The sequence below is a fragment of the Stenotrophomonas sp. YJH_SMC_135 genome, assembly GCF_059372355.1.
Genome location: NZ_JCAFVN010000005.1, coordinates 37,582 through 54,823, shown reverse-complemented (window position 1 = coordinate 54,823; position 17,242 = coordinate 37,582). Strand labels below are relative to the sequence as shown.

General features: G+C 67.0%; 14 protein-coding genes. 5 read left to right on the top strand and 9 right to left on the bottom strand.

The window, feature by feature from the left end:
* Positions 1 to 35: 35 nt before the first annotated feature.
* From hglS to AC5P98_RS16750, 9 genes are all read right to left on the bottom strand, one after another.
* Positions 36 to 1,400, bottom strand: coding sequence for a 2-oxoadipate dioxygenase/decarboxylase HglS (hglS, locus tag AC5P98_RS16790; protein ID WP_049405512.1), 1,365 nt, complete (start codon positions 1,398 to 1,400; stop codon positions 36 to 38).
* A gap of 160 nt (positions 1,401 to 1,560) precedes the next feature.
* Positions 1,561 to 2,049 carry a hypothetical protein gene (locus AC5P98_RS16785; protein ID WP_049405514.1) on the bottom strand — a complete coding sequence of 163 codons (489 nt, stop codon included), beginning with the start codon at positions 2,047 to 2,049 and terminating at the stop codon, positions 1,561 to 1,563.
* A 31-nt stretch (positions 2,050 to 2,080) separates the two neighbouring features.
* A complete protein-coding gene (locus AC5P98_RS16780) occupies positions 2,081 to 2,833 on the bottom strand; it encodes an HAD family hydrolase (protein WP_049397778.1) in 753 nt (250 codons plus the stop codon).
* Positions 2,834 to 2,928: 95 nt separating this feature from the next.
* On the bottom strand, positions 2,929 to 3,339 hold the full coding sequence (locus tag AC5P98_RS16775; protein ID WP_014035758.1) for an EF-hand domain-containing protein: 411 nt from the start codon (positions 3,337 to 3,339) through the stop codon (positions 2,929 to 2,931).
* Positions 3,340 to 3,571: 232 nt separating this feature from the next.
* Complete coding sequence (locus tag AC5P98_RS16770; RefSeq protein ID WP_049405516.1) at positions 3,572 to 3,943, bottom strand: hypothetical protein; 372 nt, start codon at positions 3,941 to 3,943, stop codon at positions 3,572 to 3,574.
* A 378-nt stretch (positions 3,944 to 4,321) separates the two neighbouring features.
* Complete coding sequence (locus AC5P98_RS16765) at positions 4,322 to 5,035, bottom strand: M15 family metallopeptidase (protein ID WP_041863017.1); 714 nt, start codon at positions 5,033 to 5,035, stop codon at positions 4,322 to 4,324.
* Entirely contained in the window at positions 4,968 to 6,554 is a 1,587-nt protein-coding gene (locus AC5P98_RS16760) for a serine hydrolase (RefSeq protein ID WP_049405519.1), read from the bottom strand. The genes AC5P98_RS16765 and AC5P98_RS16760 overlap by 68 nt, the downstream gene beginning before the upstream one ends.
* On the bottom strand, positions 6,542 to 9,541 hold the full coding sequence (locus AC5P98_RS16755) for a TonB-dependent receptor (RefSeq protein ID WP_049405521.1): 3,000 nt from the start codon (positions 9,539 to 9,541) through the stop codon (positions 6,542 to 6,544). The genes AC5P98_RS16760 and AC5P98_RS16755 overlap by 13 nt, the downstream gene beginning before the upstream one ends.
* Positions 9,542 to 9,592: 51 nt before the next feature.
* Positions 9,593 to 11,065, bottom strand: coding sequence for a transglutaminase-like domain-containing protein (locus AC5P98_RS16750; protein ID WP_049405524.1), 1,473 nt, complete (start codon positions 11,063 to 11,065; stop codon positions 9,593 to 9,595).
* 132 nt (positions 11,066 to 11,197) lie between these two features.
* Here AC5P98_RS16750 and AC5P98_RS16745 point away from each other — a divergent pair, with 132 nt between their 5' ends.
* The 5 genes from AC5P98_RS16745 (at position 11,198) to AC5P98_RS16725 (ending at position 17,166) form a co-directional block, all read left to right on the top strand.
* The gene (locus AC5P98_RS16745) at positions 11,198 to 12,637 is read left to right on the top strand and encodes a C40 family peptidase (RefSeq protein ID WP_049405525.1); all 1,440 of its coding nucleotides are present in this window, start codon (positions 11,198 to 11,200) and stop codon (positions 12,635 to 12,637) included.
* Positions 12,634 to 13,728, top strand: coding sequence for a dipeptide epimerase (locus AC5P98_RS16740; protein WP_014645715.1), 1,095 nt, complete (start codon positions 12,634 to 12,636; stop codon positions 13,726 to 13,728). Before AC5P98_RS16745 ends, AC5P98_RS16740 begins: the two co-directional genes overlap by 4 nt.
* A 514-nt stretch (positions 13,729 to 14,242) precedes the next feature.
* Positions 14,243 to 15,091 (top strand): MurR/RpiR family transcriptional regulator, encoded by an 849-nt coding sequence (locus AC5P98_RS16735; RefSeq protein ID WP_032957791.1) that lies wholly within the window; start codon positions 14,243 to 14,245, stop codon positions 15,089 to 15,091.
* Between the two features lie 15 nt (positions 15,092 to 15,106).
* A complete protein-coding gene (locus tag AC5P98_RS16730) occupies positions 15,107 to 15,868 on the top strand; it encodes a L,D-transpeptidase family protein (RefSeq protein WP_049408409.1) in 762 nt (253 codons plus the stop codon).
* Positions 15,865 to 17,166, top strand: a complete 1,302-nt coding sequence (locus AC5P98_RS16725; protein WP_049408363.1) for an APC family permease — start codon at positions 15,865 to 15,867, stop codon at positions 17,164 to 17,166. Before AC5P98_RS16730 ends, AC5P98_RS16725 begins: the two co-directional genes overlap by 4 nt.
* Positions 17,167 to 17,242: the final 76 nt, after the last annotated feature.

The window sequence follows — 17,242 nt, the reverse complement described above, 5'->3', positions numbered from 1 at the left end:
CACGCGGTGCGCCCGGCCAGCGGCCGGCTCTACCTTCACGCGGTGCGCAGCGCCGCCAGCGATTCGGCCTGCAGCCGCTCGTAGATCTCGAACTCGTCATTCACCGCCACGCCCAGCGCCTGCTCGAAAGCCTCGCGGTTGGCGTCCGCGGCATACGCGCGCTGTTCTTCGCCGCCCAGGTTCGACTGGAAGATGCCCGCGGCACTGACCGGCAGGAAATCCTCGTAGACGATCGGATCGGCCGTGGCCAGGCCGGCGGCCACCAGCACTTCGGCAGGCAGATCGGCCACGCGTTCCGGCGCGGCGCGGCCGGCGTCGGTCAGCTGGTAGCGGTAGTAGCCCAATCCTTCCTGGCGCAGCGTGTCATGGTCATCCGGGAAGCCGGCGAACACCGCCTGAAGGCGCTGCCCGTAGTCGCCACCGGTATTGCCTTCGCCACCGGCATCGCGTGCCTGCGACAGCAGCTGGTCGTACAGCGCGCGGCCCTTCGGGGTCAGCGCAAGGCCGCGTTGTTCGATCTCGCCGAAGCGCGCGGTATGGGTGCCGGCATCGCCACCGTCCGCATCCGGGAAATGCACGGCCTCTTCCAGCGCCTTGAAGCTGGTCTGGCGCAGCAGGATCGGGCAGGCGCGGCGCGGCGGCCCTTCGATCACCGCCTTGGCCGCCATGCCGTGCTCGATCATTGCCGCCTGCGCTGCGTCGATGTCCAGCGTGCGCGGGGTCAGGTGGTTGATGTGCGGGCCACGGAAACTGACCACGTCGGCCACCAGGCGGTGCGCATTGTGCAGCGCGTGGTAGGTCGGCAGATCGACCGTGGCATCGCCGTGCCAGCGGAAGGTTTCCAGTGCTTCGTCGACGAAGCGCTCGGCGTCGGCCTGCGACAGGCCACCGTCACGCTCGGCCTGGTCGATCAGCGCCAGTGCGCCGTCGGTGAAGATGCGGCGGCGTGCCAGGATCTTCGCCGACTCGGCACGCAGGGTTTCGTCTTCGATCAGCTCCAGGCGCAGCAGCGAGGTGAACACGCGGAACGGATTCTGCGCCAGCGCGGCGCCGGTCAGCGGGCGGAACGCGGTGGAGTGCACCGGCACGCCGGCTACCGACAGGTCGTAGTAGCCGACCGGGTACATGCCCATCACCGCGAACAGGCGGCGCAGCGTCGCCAGCTCCTGCGCGGTGCCGACGCGGATCGCGCCATGGCGCTCTTCGTCCAGGCGCGCACGCTCGTCGTTGCGCTGCAGCTGCGCGGCCAGTGCCGGGTCCTGGGCAAGCACCTGCGCGTTGATCCGCTCCACCAGTTCCACCAGCGTGCCGTACAGCGGCACTTCGGTGCGGTACATGCGGGACATGGCCTGCGCGAACAGGCGGCGGATCACATCAGGCGAAACGAAAGAGGCGCTCATCAGTCACTCGATTACGGGAACGGGGAACAGCTCGGACCCGTATTGTCGCCGGAGCGCGCGGCGGCGGCGATACGCAGAGCAACATGGCCGGGTAGTGCCGGCCGCTGGCCGGCAACCTCCTGATGCCTGTAAGGGTGCAGTTGCCGGCCAACGGCCGGCACTACCGCTTCAACTGGCGCTTCAGGGTGGCATCCAGGGTGATCGGCCGGTCCCAGTGCTGGTAGCTGGCCACGATGGCATGCCGCACAGCGCGGTAATGCAGGTTGTCCGGCTTGGCCGGCATGCGCTTCACCACCGCTTCCCAGCCGCCCTCCGGGTCCTGGCTGAAGGCGCGCACGCTGTCGCGGCAGGTCTGGCCGCTGGCCTTGGCCCAGAAGCAGGCGAAATAGATATCCCCGGCCTGCCAGCCATGGGTGGTGAACAGCGCATTGATGTAGCCGCGGGGGACATCGGCGTAGCGCGACACTTCATCGAGGAAGGCATCGGGGTAGCGTTCGGCGTAATGGTTGATGTCCTGCAACTGGGCATCGATCCAGCGGTCACCGGTTGCCACCTCATACGCAGCCGAACGCTCGGCGGTCTGCTGGGCCAGCACGGTGGCCGGCGCCAGCAGCAGGGACAACAACAGCGCGCGCAGTCGGACGTTCATGCCACGATTCTGCCGCAGCTGCCGGGCCCTGTCAGGCCGCCGCAGCGGCCTTGGCCTCGATCGCCGCCAGTGCGGCCGGCCAGTCGTGGGCGGTATCGGCGGTGACCATGCGCGGTTCGTCGTCGGCCACGCCGTGCTGGGTCTCATGGGCCCAGGTCACCGCGTACGGGGTATGCACGCCCCAGCCACCCAGGGTCACCACCGGCTCGATGTCCGAGCGCAGCGAGTTGCCGACCATCACGAAGCGTTGCATCGGCAGGTCGAATTCGGCCAGCACGCGGGCGTAGGTCTCCGGGTCCTTCTCGGAAACGATCTCGATGCGCGGGAACAGCTCGGCCAGGTTGGCGACCTTGATCTTCGCTTCCTGGTGGAACAGGTCGCCCTTGGTGATCAGCACCACCGGGTAGTGCTCGGCGATGGCCGCCACGGCTTCGCGCACACCGTCGATCAGTTCCACCGGGTGGCGCAGGGTATCGTGGCCGATATCCAGGATGCGCTGGATGTCCTTGGCCTCGATGCGCTGACCGGTGATGTCGATGGCCGCTTCGATCATCGACAGGGTCATGCTCTTCACGCCGTAGCCGAAGGTGCCCAGGTGGCGCTGCTGAACTTCCAGCAGGTGGCGCGCGGTCTGGGTGTCGTGCACGTCGACATAGCGCGACAGCAGGTCAAGGTAATCCTGCTCGGCCTTGCGGTAGTAGTCCTCGCTCTTCCACAGCGTGTCGTCACCGTCAAAACCGACCAGGCCGATGGCGCGCGACGGCGCAGGCGTGGACGTGTTCATCGGCCAAGGATACAGGGGTGGCGATGACGAGAAAAACCCGGGCGGCCGCAGCCGCCCGGGTCCCCATGCACCGGTCTTCCCGAATCAGGTCTGGATCAGCGGCCCTGCGCCGCGCCGGCACCCGCACCGGCCTGCTGCGCGGCCACGTAGGCCTTGTACTCGTCGGCGCTCAGCTCGCCGTCCTTGTTGGTATCGGCCTGGTCGAACACCTGGGCCAGGCCGGCGTTCACCTGCGCCTCGGTCTTGCTGATGGTGCCGTTGCCATCGGTATCGATGCTGGCCCAGGTCTGGCCACCACCGTTGGCCTGCGCCGAGGCCGCTGCGGCCGCATCGGTCGCCTGGTCAGCCGCCTGCCCGGCCTGTGCTGCCGCCTGCTGGGCCTGCGCCGCTTCATTCTGCGCATGTGCGGCCTGCTGCTTGGCCGACTGGGCCATCGCCGGAATGGCCAGCACGCTGCCAGCGGCGACGATCAGGGCGATCAGGGGCTTGCGGTTGCGAATAGTCATCAGGGGTGTCTCCTGCATATTGGGTGGTGTTGCGCGGCCTGTTGTTTCCGCACGGCACCTACCCTGCCACCGCGTTTCTGAATCGATTTTGGGCCGCGACCGGCCTCCACACGCACGATTAACCACTCGCATCCATACATGCTTTAGCGCGCTGGTTAGCGAGGAGTGAGCGGCTCATAAGATGCGCATTCAGCGCCTCTGCATTTAACCGGCAGGCAACGAAAAACCTGCGTCAGTCGACGGTTTTTTCCGATGACCGCGAACTGAACAACACCCATCCCAAGGCGACACCGGCGAGCGCGCCGGCGATTTCCAGCACCACGCGACTGCCAAGCTCGTTCGGATCGTGGATGGTGGCCAGGAACAGGCGCGCGTACAGCGGTGACTCCAGTCGCACGATGCCCATGTAGAACAGCTTCCACGCATCGATGCCAGCGGAGGCCACCACCGAGATGACGCAGGCCCAGCCGATGGCGTGGCCCATCGACCAGTGCAGCAGCCGGCACAGTCGCGACCACAGGAAGTACACCAGCAGCCCGACCAGCAGGGCGATGGCGCCGGCTTCCAGGGTGCCGAGCAGGCCGAAGTGCAGGGGAAGGTTCATCGGGTGGGCTGGGATGAGAAGGCGGCCAGTGTAAGGGATCTGCGCCGGACCCAATCGGCAGCCACAGTGGATCCACGCCATGCGTGGATGAATCTCCATCCAAATCGAATATCTCGACGATTGAACAAGGAGCAGCCGAGCATGGGCTCGGCTCTACAACGGACCACGCGGGAAACTGTCAGAGGCGGGGCGGTGCCGGAATGCGGGGTGTCAGCCGCATGGATGCGGCTGCCAAGCCTCCATGGACGGATTTACGGCGTCCCCGCACTCCGGCACCGCCCCGCCAACCCACGGAAAGCAAGCTGTTGCTGTTGCGTCTGATGTTGCCGGCCAGCGGCCGGCACTACCGCGGGTGCAGGGCGAGCCCTGCCGATGCCCCTACCGTACCGGGACGTCGTACGCGGTGCCGGGATCCGGTTCGGGCTGCAGGGTGTAGTGCCACCACTCCTGCGGATAGTTGACGAAGCCCCGCCGCGCCATCGCACGCACCAGCTGCTGGCGATTGGCCTGTTGCGCATCGCTCAATCCGCTTGCCTGCGTATGCGCGCGTGGACCGAAGAAATCGAAGTCGGTGCCCATGTCCAGCGGCGTGCATGCACCGCTGCGGCAATCCAGCAGGCCCAGATCAACCGTGGCGCCACGACTATGGCCAGAGCGCTCGGCGATGTAGCCGTCGGCCAGCAACCGTGGTTTGTCCAGGTCCGGGTACTGCTGTGCCTTGCGCGAGCGCTCGCGCGGATCGTTCACCCAGGCCATGAAGGCCTGCACCGAACGCACCGGCCGGTAGCAGTCGTAGAGGCGCAGGCCGAAGCCATCGCCGCGCAGGTCCTGTTCCACCTGTGCCAGCGCCTTCGCCACCGGCGCCAGCAGATAACACGATGGCGCCTCGTAGCCGGGCACGCGCGCACCGGTGAAGTTGTTGGCACCGGCATAGCGGATATCCAGGTCGATGCGCGGCGACAACGTGCGGATCTCCACCAGTCCGGCGCTGGCCGCGTCGGCTGCCGGTGAAACGCGCGGTGGCTCAGCGGCGCGGGTGGTCGCCGCCAGCGCAGTCGCCAGTACGAGTGAAATGCAGGTCCTGGAAGTCATAGCTGAAGTCGATGTCCGGGTCGATGGCGCGCAGGTCCAGCGTCGGTGCCGGGGCTTCGCCCGGCTGCAGCCACGCCTGCGCCTCGTCGCCCAGCGTATCCCAGCGCAGCAGCCAGCGCCCCTGCAGCTGCAGCACCGTGGCCTGCAGCCTGGGCGACTTGTCCACGCTGAAACGCAGGCCGTCCTTGCCCGGGCAGAGCGAGGCCGCGCCCAGCCACGGATCGCGGTAGCGGCCCTGCCAGCGGGACAGGTCCGTACGGCTCGTCTCCCGCGCCGCCGCGGTGGATGGCCGCGAATGGCCGGTCGCGGCCCGCGTTGCCTGGTCAGCCTTCAGTTCGGCCAGGTAGTCCATCGCCGGGCGCGCATCGTCCGCTGCGGTGAAGCGCTTCAGCGCGGCCTGCATCAGGGCCATGCGTGCGTCCTCGCCTTCGCCGTTGATCAGCATCACCACGCCCACCCGGCGATCAGGCAGCAGCGCCAGCGACGAGTACATGCCCGACAACGTGCCGGTGTGCGCCACTTTCCACTGGCCGTCCATGTCAGACACGCGCCAGCCATAGCCGTAGCCGTAGAAATGCGCGTTGTCCCAGCGCCGCTGGCGCTCGCCCAGCGGCATCGGCATGTGCAGGGTCCACAGCGTGCGCCGCTGCTCGCTGCCCAGCCAGTCCGGCACCAGCGCGGGATCCAGCAGCACCTGCATCCAGCGCGTCATGTCGCGCAACGAACAACGGATGCCGCCGGCCGCCATCGACGGCACGTCCGGGCTGGTTTCACCATCGGCGTTCACCACTTCATTGCGTTCGCCACGCCAGGCATGCGGCTGCGCTACGTTGCCCACGCGTTTCACCGACCACGCCCCCACCTGGCAGCGCGTCATGCCCAGTGGTTCGAACACCTGCTCGCGCATCAGCTGGTCATACGGCTTGCCGCCCGCCGCAGCGGCCACTTCACCGGCCACCACGTACATCAGGTTGTCGTAGGCATAGTGGCTGCGGAAGCTGCTGACCGGCTTGAGATGCGCCAATGCGGCGATGATGTCGGCACGGGTGAACGCGTTCGGTTCCGGCCACAGCATCAGGTCGCCGGCGCCCAGGCCCAGGCCGCTGTTGTGGATCAGCAGGTCGCGCACCTGCATCTGCTGGCCCACCCACGCATCGTGCATGCGGAAGTCCGGCAGATGCCGCTGCACCGGATCATCCCAGCGCAGCCTGCCCTGCTGCACCAGCCGCGCCAGCAGTGCAGCAGTCATCGCCTTGCTGTTGGAGGCGATCTCGAACAGCGTGTCCTCGTCGATGCGGCCGCCATCGCCACGCGCGCCCTCGGCGTGGCGATAGACCACCTGCCCGTTGTCGACCACCGCCATCGCCAGCCCGGGCAGGTGCTCGTGCTGGACGACGGCAGCGACATCGGCATCGAGGGAGGCGGTCGCGGTAGTCTGTGCCACCGCAACCGGGAACACCGCCAGCGCCGCCGCGCAGACGCAGTTTCGAGCCTGCCGTGCGGGCTTCAGTAGGCCCATGTCACGGTCAATTGCGCATAGCGCGGTGACTGGAAGCCGGTGCCGTAGCGGTACAGCGGGTTCGGCGTGCCGATGCTGTCCTGCGGCTCGTAGTCCTGGTCCACGGTCACCACGCGCTGCTGGTTGAGCACGTTGTACACCGCCAGCTTCAGGCGCAGATCGGTGGGAATCGGCACCTTGTACGAGACGCTCACGTCCAGGTCATAGGTCCAGGGTGTGCGGCCATCGCCACCGCGTGGCGAATGCACGAACACGCGCTGGGACGGAACCGTCGCCTGGCAGTTGGACACGCACACGTAGTAGCTGTGGAAGTCGGTGTCGTCGAACGGGTTGCCGGCGCCGAAGCGGGTAATCGGGCTGCCCGACTGCACGCCCAGGGTGGCGGCCACGCTCAGGTTCTCGGTCAGCGCGTAGCTGCCACGGAACTTGAACTGGTGGCGGCGATCATTGGCCAGGTAGCCGTAGCCACCGTAGTTGACCCAGGGGTTGTCGAAGTTCTCGGTGCGCCCTGCATCGGCGAAGTCGGTATCGGAGTTGACCGGGCCCTCTGCGTTGCCGCGACCGTATGCAAGGGTGTAGGAGGCGTTGAAGCCCCACTTGCCGTCCCAGGCGCGGTCGACCTGCAGTTCCAGCGCCTTGTAGTCACGCTTGGGCTTCACCCAGCCGCGCTGGCCGACATAATTGCCGTTGTCGTCATACAGCGCCCAACCTTCCTTCGAGGTGTCGATGCTGATCCAGCCATCGTTGCGGCCGTCGCAGTCGGTGTCACCCCATACGGTGTTGGTGCGGCCCGGGTTGCCCATGATCCACACGCTGTCGATGGCGCCGCACTGGCCGGTCGCGGTGATGTTCATGTCATCGATGGCATTGTGCAGGCGCCGGTAGGTCACGCTGGCGCCCACCGACCAGGCCTCGTTGATCATCTGCTGGAAGCCCAGGATCGCTTCATCCTGGTAGACCGGGTCCATGTCCCGGTTCACTTCCGCGCGCAGGTCCGGCACGCTGCCGTCGCCCTGCGAGTTGTCCACTGGGCCGATCTGCGCGCCCAGGTTGGGGATGTTGTTGGCTGCGCCGGTGTAGCCGAGGAACTCGTACCAGGTGCGCTCGTCGAGGAAACCACCGGCCTGCTTGATGTTGATGACGTTGGCCACCGGCAGGAAGTATCGGCCCAGGTTGCCGAACACCTTGGTCGTGCCATCGCCGCGCACGTCCCAGGAGAAGCCCAGGCGCGGGGCCAGCATGTCGTCGATCTTGATGTAGCTGCTGCCGTCGCCGCCCTTGTTGTCGAAGGCTTCCAGGCGCAGGCCCATGTTCAGCAGCAGATTCGGCGTCACCTGCCAGTTGTCTTCCAGGTAGTAGGCCGAGTTGATCGTCTCGAAGGCCCCGTCCACTTCATAGCGACGGGTGCGCACGACCACGCCGCTGGCCGGCACCACGCCACCGTTCAGCGAGCTGCCGGGAGTGCGGTAGTAGATGTCGTAGCGGAAGCCGCCCGGGCCCGGATAGGCGCGGCTGTAATCGGAGGTGTTCTCTTCCCGATCCAGGCCGAACCGCAGCAGGTGGTTGCCCAACGTCCATTCGAAGTCCGCGCGCGCGGCCTTGCGCGTGTCCAGCGCCGACTCCAACTGCGAGCTGCTGGTGCAGCTGCGGTCGCCCTGCAGCGACGGCGGCACGCCCTGGCCGGCCGTGCGGTTGTCGAACACGCGGTTGCAGTTCTGGTCCATCAACGAGCTCTGCACACGGTTGCGCTTGTTCTCGCCGTACATCAGCTTCATGGTCAGGTCGTTGTTGACCTGCCAGCTGTAGGTACCGGACCAGTTCTTGCCACCCACCGTGTTGTAGATCTGGTTGCTGCGCTCGCCCACGGTCTGCCCCGTGGCGTAGTCGTAGGCGTAGACGTCGGTGAGGGTCTTGCTCTTGTCCGAGAAGCCGAACAGCGACAGCATCTGGTTGTCGGTGATCTGCCAATCGATCTTGCCGCCCCAGAACGGATCATCGGCCTTGCCCTGGCTCAGGCGCGTGCCGGCATCATTGGTCGAGGTGGGACGGTAGTCGCGCGCCTCGTACATGCCGAAGAAGAACAGGCGGTCCTGCACCAGCGCACCGGAAGCGAACACATTCAGCGCGCTGCGGCTGTAGTCGTCGCGGCTGGCGGTGATGTAGCGGCTGCCGCTGCCGTCGTAGCGGTCGCGTGCCTGCGACTGCCACGCGCGCGGCTCGAAGACCAGTTCGGCACCGGCCTTGAAATCGTTGCTGCCCGAGCGGGTCACCGCGTTGATGACGCCGCCGGTGCTGCGCCCGAACTCCACCGAGTAGCCGCCCGTCTTGACCTGGAATTCCTGGTAGAACGAGAACGGCACCGACGAGAAGCCGACCCGGTTGTAGAAGTCGGTGACGTTCAGGCCATTGATGTAGACGGTGTTCTCGGCCACCGACGAACCGCCGAAGGAAATGCCCTGCCCGCCCAGCGACCCCTTGCCCTTCACCGCGCCCGGCGCGAGCAGCGCCACCGCGGTGATGTCACGGTCCACTGGCAGGCGCGACAGTTCCTCGCGGGTGATGTTGGTGGCCGACTCGGTGGACTTCACATCCACCATCGACACCACCTGCGGCGCCCGCACTTCGACCGTGCCCAGGGTACTGACCGCACCCAGCGGCACGTTCACCGTGGTCGCGCTGCCGAGACTGACCGTCACCTGGCCGACACGGCTGGCGCCTCCACCCGGCAGGCTCACCTCCATGTCATAGGTGCCGACCGGCAGCAGCGGAATGCGGTAGCTGCCGTTGGCTTCGGCCTGCACGGAGCGTACGAAGCCCGTTGCCGGGTTGCGTACGGTCACCGTGGCACCGGCCGGTACCTGGCCGGCATCGCTGACCAGCCGGCCGACCACTGAACCATCCTGTGCAAATGCGCTGGGCGCGATCACGCCCAGACACGCCCCGAGAGCGACGCACAACGCCGCCCGCTTGATGCTGTAAGCCTTCATCCCCTGCTCTCTCCTGCAAGAATTGAATGGTGTGGAATGCGATGTGTCGCGCTAGCGTTGCCTGGCTGGCAGTACCCGCCACTGGAAGTCGTAGCTCCATTGGTCGAAGTACAGGTTGCCGCCTGCCCACTCGGCCTCGCCGCGCTGCGAGTCGACCGTTTCCGAGCGGAAGTGCTGCTTGGCCGGCACGAGGGGCTGGCCGAAATCATCGTTGAAGGCGATGCGGTAGCCATCGAGGCCACCCAGGTAGAAGTTGCGCAAGGCCGGCACATCGCTGGCCAGTGCGCCGGTGGTCACGTCCATCGGCAGCCAGCCATACGGCGCCAGGTAGACCTGTCCCCAGTCATGCAGGTTGTTGTAGCCACTGCCGTCGTCGGAGAACACCATGCCCGACTGCCAGCGCGCGGGAATGCCGTTCAGGCGCAGCAGCGCGATCAGCAGCAGGGTCTGCTGCCCGCAATCGGCATGGCCGGAACGCAGCGCGTAATCGCTGATGTTGCTGAGCGTGGAATATTCGCGCGCACCGGCCCAGGGAATACGGTCGACCGCAGCAAACAGCTTGCGCACCACTTCATATGGGCGCGTCTCGCCCTGCAGCACCTGGTCGGAGAACAGCTTCAACGCAGGGGTGAAGCGCACATGCGGCAGCTGCTCGGCCAGATACGGCTTCAACGCCGTATCGGCCGGGGCCGGTTGCACCACGGCCGGGTCGATCGCGGTGTGCCGGGCGAAGATCGTGACCGCGTAGCGGATCTCGAAGCGGGTCGGCTGCCCGGCCACCGCTTTGGCCTCCAGATAGGCCGTGCGTTGCAAGGTGCTGGCCGGTGCCACCCGCGCCTTGCCTGGGCTGCTGCCCAGCCACTGCACCTGCTCCTGCTGGCCGGGGATCTCGCGTGGGTACGGAATCCAGGCACGCACGGTTTCGCCGGCCGGCACGGCATCGGCCTTCACCGTGAGCGATTGGGTGAATTCGATACGCTGCGGCAGCACCGACGCCCGGCCACTCTGTTCGGCCGCGGCGACCACGCGCGTGTGGTGCGCGTTGAGCACTTCGTTGGGTCCTGGAGGCGGCATCGGTGCATCCGCACCGCGGCGTGCGCGTGCTTCGTCGCTGAGCAGGAACAGGTTCGACGGTGCGCGCTTGAAGTACCAACGCTCGCCATCGATATCGAGATGCTCGATCAGGCCAAGCTGGTCCCAGCGCGCGAATTCCTCGTCGGTCAGGTCGGGAATCCAGCGGCGCACGGCAGACTTGGCGGCGGTTTCGTCGAGGGAAAGATCCAGGCGGATGCGGCGCATGCGCTCACGCTGGAACGCGCCTTCGGCAGCATCGCTCCCTGTCGCCAGCAACGCATCGGCGTCGCTGAAGCGGCCGCCGTCGATCAGGTCGATCACCTGCGCCTGGCGCGCACGCTGCTGGCTGCTGCGCCCGTCTGCCGCCTGCGTGACCGACACCCACAGCAGCAGCGCGGCACACAGGCCGGCAGCAGCAGGCAGACGCGGTTTGCGAATGGCAGGATCCACAGCGACACTTCCCCAGCGCGGGTGGTAACGGCTGTGTAACACGGGCCGGGATGCCGGTCAATAATTTATTCTTGCTTTCGATGCCGAAAGGAATAAATATTCCACAAGGCATTCGAGGAGGGTGTGCACCGCATGAGCCTGGCTTCCCGCGAACGGCACCGGCATTGGCCGCGCCGCTTGACCCTGGCCCTGTGCCTGCTGGCCGCACCGGCCTTTGCACAGGCCGCCCCGGCGCCCGATCCCGGCGCACCCCTGCCCTATGTGATCGGCCTGCACGAGGCCTACCTGACGCCGCAGTACTGGGCGGCGCGTCTGGACAACGCCGATGCGCCGATCCTGGATCGCGCGCAGATCGAGGCGCAGAACGCACGGATGCGGGCGCAGGACAGCCATATCCGCGACATCGCGGCGCTGCCAGCCCAGCTTGATGCGGCGACGGTGCGTGCCAGCATCACCGCGCTGTCGAGCTGGCCCACGCGCACCCTCTATGGCGACAAGGGCACGCCCATCGCGCCGGCCCTGCGCAGCGCGATCGAAGCCAACCTCGGCCTTGATGCAATCCCCGCCCAGGTGGCACCGGCCTACGGGCTGGTGGTGAAGCGTGCCGCACTGCGCACCTTCCCCACCCGCGAGCGCGTCTTCAGCACCGTCGGTGACACCGACATCGACCGCTTCCAGGAATCGGCACTGTTCCCCGGCGACAAGGTCGCCGTGGTCCACCGCAGTGCCGACGGCCGCTGGCTGTTCGTGCACAGCGAGCGCTACAGCGCGTGGATCGAAGCCGACGCCATCGCCAGCGGCGACAAGGCCACGGTGCTCGGCTACGGCGCGAAGGGACCCTACCGGATCATCACCGGTGCCACCGCGCAGACCGCCTACACCCCGGAAGAACCGCGTGTCTCGCGCCTGCAACTGGACATGGGCGTGCGCCTGCCGGTGCTGGCCGACTGGCCCGCGTCAGAACCGGTGAACGGCCAGCAGGCGCACGCATCATGGGTGGTGCAGCTGCCGGTACGCGAGGCAGATGGTCGCCTGAAACTGGTACCGGCCCTGCTGCCGCGCTCGCAGGACACCGCCGCCGACTACCTGGCCCTGACCCCGCGCCTGTTGCTGCAGCAGGCCTTCAAGTTCCTCGGCGAGCGCTACGGTTGGGGCCACGACTACGACACCCGCGACTGCAGCGGTTTCGTCTCCGAGATCTACCGCAGCTTCGGCGTGCTGCTGCCACGCAATACCAGTGCACAGGCGGTCAGCCCGGCGCTGGATCGCCTGCCGTTCACCGGCAAGGACGGCAAGGCACTGCGCGACCGTGCCGTCACCGACCTGAAGGTCGGCGATCTGGTCTACATCCCCGGCCACGTGATGATGGCCATCGGCCACGTCGACGGCCGTACGTGGGTGATCCACGATACGGCGGGCGGCAGCTGGTTCGGTGCCGACGGCACGCGCGTGCAGGCCCATCTCAATGGTGTTTCGGTCACGCCGCTGGAGCCGATGATGGCCAGCGATACCGTCCGCTACATCGACCGCATCACCAACATCCAGCGCCTGCGGGCCAAGACTCCTGAATGAAGATCACCGCCATCGAACTGGGCATGCTGCGCGTGCCGTTGAAGACACCGTTCAAGACCGCCCTGCGCACGGTGGAAACCGTGGAAGACGTGGTGGTGCTGATCCGCACCGACACCGGCAACACCGGCTATGGTGAAGCCCCGGCCACCGCCGTGATCACCGGCGATACGCACGGCTCGATCATCGAAGCGATCCGCCACTTCATTGCCCCGCGCCTGATCGGCCAGGACGTGGTCAACCTCAACCACCTGTGCACGCTGGTGCAGACCGCGATGGAGCGCAACACCAGCGCCAAGGCGGCGGTGGAGATCGCGCTGTACGACCTGTGGGCGCAGCTGCACGGCGCCCCGCTGTACCAGATGCTCGGTGGTGGCGACCCGGTGATCACCACCGACATCACCATCAGCGTGGACTACATCGACAAGATGGTGGCCGACTCGCTGTCGGCAATCGAACGCGGCTTCGAGTCGCTGAAGATCAAGGTCGGCAAGGACATCGGCCTGGACATCGAACGGGTCAAGGCGATCCATGCCGCCGTGGAAGGCCGCGCCCTGCTGCGCCTGGACGCCAACCAGGGCTGGACCGCCAAGCAGGCAGTGCATGCGATGCGTACCCTGGAAGACGCCGGCGTGGTGCTTGAACTGCTGGAGCAGCCGGTGAAAGCGGCCGACATCAGCGGCCTGAAGTACGTCACCGACCGCGTCAACACGCCGGTGATGGCCGACGAGAGCGTGTTCAGCCCGAGCCAGGTGATGGACCTGATCCAGCAGCGCGCGGCCGACATCATCAACATCAAGCTGATGAAGACCGGCGGCCTGTCCAACGCGATCCGCATCGCCGACATTGCCGGCATCTACGGCGTGCCGTGCATGATCGGCTGCATGATCGAATCGAGCATCAGCGTGGCCGCCGCCGTGCACCTGGCCGTGGCCAAGAGCGATGTGATCACCAAGGTCGATCTGGACGGCCCCTCGCTGGGCCAGTTCGATCCGGTCAGCGGCGGCGTGCATTTCAACGAATCGGAGATCAGCATCAGCGACGTGCCGGGGCTGGGCATCACCGAAGTGCGCGGGCTGGAGATGCTGGGTTGATTTCTGCCTTGCGGCTGACGTTGCCTGCCACTGACGTTGGGTCGGGCATTACTTTTCCTTTCGCGAAAAGAAAAGTAACCAAAAGAAGCGCTCCGCCGACCGCGAGCCGGTGCTACGCACCGGTTCCCTGCGCTCCTCGGCCCGTCGAGGGACGGCGCGGGAACTCGCTGCGCTCAGACACCCGCGCCTCTTCGCCCTCGCCGCACCTGCGGTGCTCGGCTCGCTACAAGGCGGACTCAACGTCCAATGCAACAGCTGCACCCAGTAGATCCACGTCACGCGTGGAAGCGCTTGTTTTTGCCCTACCCCGTAATCCCTTCGCGGCTGGCACGCGCGCGATGTGTCCAGGGTCGGGCGGGTGGGGCTTGCGGGGGTGTCCGCCGCATGGATGCCGCGGCCAAGCCTACACGGACGTACTTGCGGCGTCCCCCGCAATCCCCACCCGCCCGACCCACCCCATAATTCGCTTTATGCGGCCAACCGCAACGCCTTTGCAGACCCCCGGACACCCCGCATGCCGCCCCTGCTGAAGATCCGCACCGAGCGTGGGCAGATGTCGGCCATCGAGCGCCGCATCGCCGACTTCATCCTCGACAACGCCCACCTGCTGCGCGACTACTCCTCCCAGCAGCTGGCCAGCGCGCTCGGCATCAGCCAGTCCAGCGTGGTGAAGTTCAGCCAGAAGCTTGGCTTCAAGGGCTACCCGGACCTGAAGTACTCCATCGGCCAGGACGTGGCCCGCGCAGGTGCCGATCCGCAGCAGGCGCCCGACGAACCCGACAGCGGCGATGACTACCTGCGCCTGGGCGAGGCCCTGCGCCGCAGCAAGGCGCAGGCCGAGGAGGAAACACGCCAGGCCAATCCACGCGGGGAGATCGAGCGCATCGTGCAGCTGCTCGACGGCGCACCAAAGCTGTTCGTCTACGGCCTGGGTGACGACGGCCTGTTCGCCCGCGAGTTCGCCATGCGGCTGTCGCTGCTCGGACTGCTGGTGGTGCCGCATACCGATCCGATCCTGATGCTGGCCAACCTCTCGGCCGCACGCCCCGGCGATGCGCTGCTGATGTTCTCCGAGTTCGGCAACCTGCCCCAGCTTTCACAGTTGTCGCGGCAGTTCCAGGACATGGGTGGCAAGGTGATTTCCATCACCCGCCACACCGCCAACCCGCTGCGCGCGCATGCGGATGCGGCACTGGCGGTCTGCGCCCACGACCGCACGCCACAGGTCGCGCAGCTGCTGTACCGTAGCGCCATGCACGCCCTGCTCGATTTCCTGTTCGTGCTGCTCTGCCACACCAATCCGGATCGCCAGCAGCAGCTTGCGGTGAACCTGGAGCGGATCGACCACCTGCTGGATTCCTGACCGGAGCGCATGTTGATGAGATCGCTGGTCCGCCTTGCCACCACTGCACTGCTGCTCGCCGCGGCGGTGTCCGTTCACGCGGCGCCGCTGGATGGCGCGCGCCAGCTGATCGTGGTCACCAGCGAAGGCTGGGACAGCACCCAGGGGCAACTGCAGGCCTATGTGCGCGACGGCCAGGGCTGGCACCCGCATGGCCAGGCGTTCCCGGTGGCGCTTGGCCGCACCGGCAGCGCCTGGGGCCTGGGCCTGCATCCGGCGCAGGCCGATGGCCCGCAGAAGCAGGAAGGCGATGGCCGCAGCCCGGCCGGCATATTCGCGCTCGGCAGTGCGTTCGGCTATGCCGTCACCCGCCGCGGCACTGCCATGCCCTACCAGCCGATGCTGGACAGCAGCTACTGCATGGACGTACCCGGTTCGCCGTTCTACAACCGCATCGTCGATGAAAAGAAGGTCGGCAATGCAGCGGTCAAGGGCTCCACCGAGCCGATGCGGCTGGACCTGCACAACAAGGGCGACGTGCGCTACCGGGAAGGCTTCGTCATCGCCCACAACCCGGACAACCAGCCCGGCAAGGGCAGCTGCATCTTCGCCCATCTGTGGCGCCAGCCCGGCGAAGCCACCGCCGGCTGCACGGCCATGCCGCAGGAACGCATGCAGGCACTGCTGGACTGGCTGCGGCCGCAGGACGCGCCGCGTTTCGTGCTCCTGCCGCGCGCGGAGTACAAGCGCCTGCAGGCGCAGTGGCAACTGCCCGCGCTGGCCGGAGACGTCCGTTGAGCACGCAGGACGAACCGCAGCTGCAACGCGCGGTCAGCCGCTGGCAGATCGTCGGCCTGTCGATCAACGATGTGATCGGCAGCGGCATCTACCTGCTGCCGGCCGCCACCGTCGCCCTGCTCGGCCCCTTCAGCCTGTGGGGCGTGGTCGCCGCTGGCATCGTCGTCGCGCTGCTGGTGCTGTGCTACGCGCAGGCCGCCAGCTACTTCGATGAACCCGGCGGCAGCTACCTGTATGCACGCGAGGCGTTCGGGCGCTTCGCCGGTTTCGAGATCGGCTGGATGATCTGGCTGACCCGCATCAGCTCGGCCGCTGCGCTCAGCAACGCGCTGGCCGACGCGGTTGCGCGTTTCTGGCCGTGGGCCGATGCCGGCCTGGGCCGCATCGCGGTGATCGTGGTATCGCTGGGCTTCCTCACCGGGATCAACATCATCGGCGTGCGCTCGGCCGCGCGTACCGGCGTGGTGCTGGTGATCGGCAAGATGCTGCCGCTGCTGCTGTTCGTGGCCATCGGTGCGTTCTACATCGACCCACAGCTGGCCTTCTCCGGCCAACGCCCGGACCCGCATGACCTGCAGCGCATGGGCGAAGCCGCCTTGCTGCTGCTTTACGCCTACGCGGGCTTCGAGAACATCCCGGCCGCCGCCGGCGAGTACCGCAATCCGCGCCGCGACATTCCGTTCGCCCTGATCACCATGATCATCACCGTCACCGTCATCTACGGCGCGGTGCAGGTGGTGGCGCAGGGCACGCTGGCCGGCCTGTCCAGCTCGGCCACGCCACTGGCCGATGCCGCCGCCGGTTTCGGTGGCGAAGCACTGGCGCTGGTCCTGACCGTCGGTGCCACCATCTCCATCCTCGGCACCAACAGCAACACGATGATGATGGGCCCACGCTTCCTGTTCGCACTGGCCCGCGATGGCTACGGCCCGAAGATCCTGGCGCAGGTGCATCCCCGCTTCCACACCCCGGCCGCGTCGATCCTGTGCCAGGGCCTGATCGCGCTCGGCCTGGCCCTGTCCGGTTCGTTCGTGCAGCTGGCCCTGCTGTCGATGACGACGCGCCTGTTCGCCTACATCGGCACTGCAGCAGCAGTCCTGGTACTGGCCAAGCGCTACGCCGACCGCCCGGGCGCGTTGAAGCTGCCCGGTGGGCCGTTGATTCCGGTGCTGGCGCTGCTGCTGTGCCTGGCGCTGTTCGCCAGTGCCAGCTGGCAGAACATCGCTGCTGCGCTGGTGGCATTCGCCATCGGCGCGGTGATCTACACGCTGCCGCGAAAAGATACCGATGCCGGATAACCGATAGCGCCGGGCCATGCCCGGCGGATTGATCTGGTGATCACGCTGCCGGACCGGGCCGTTAACCGCCACACAG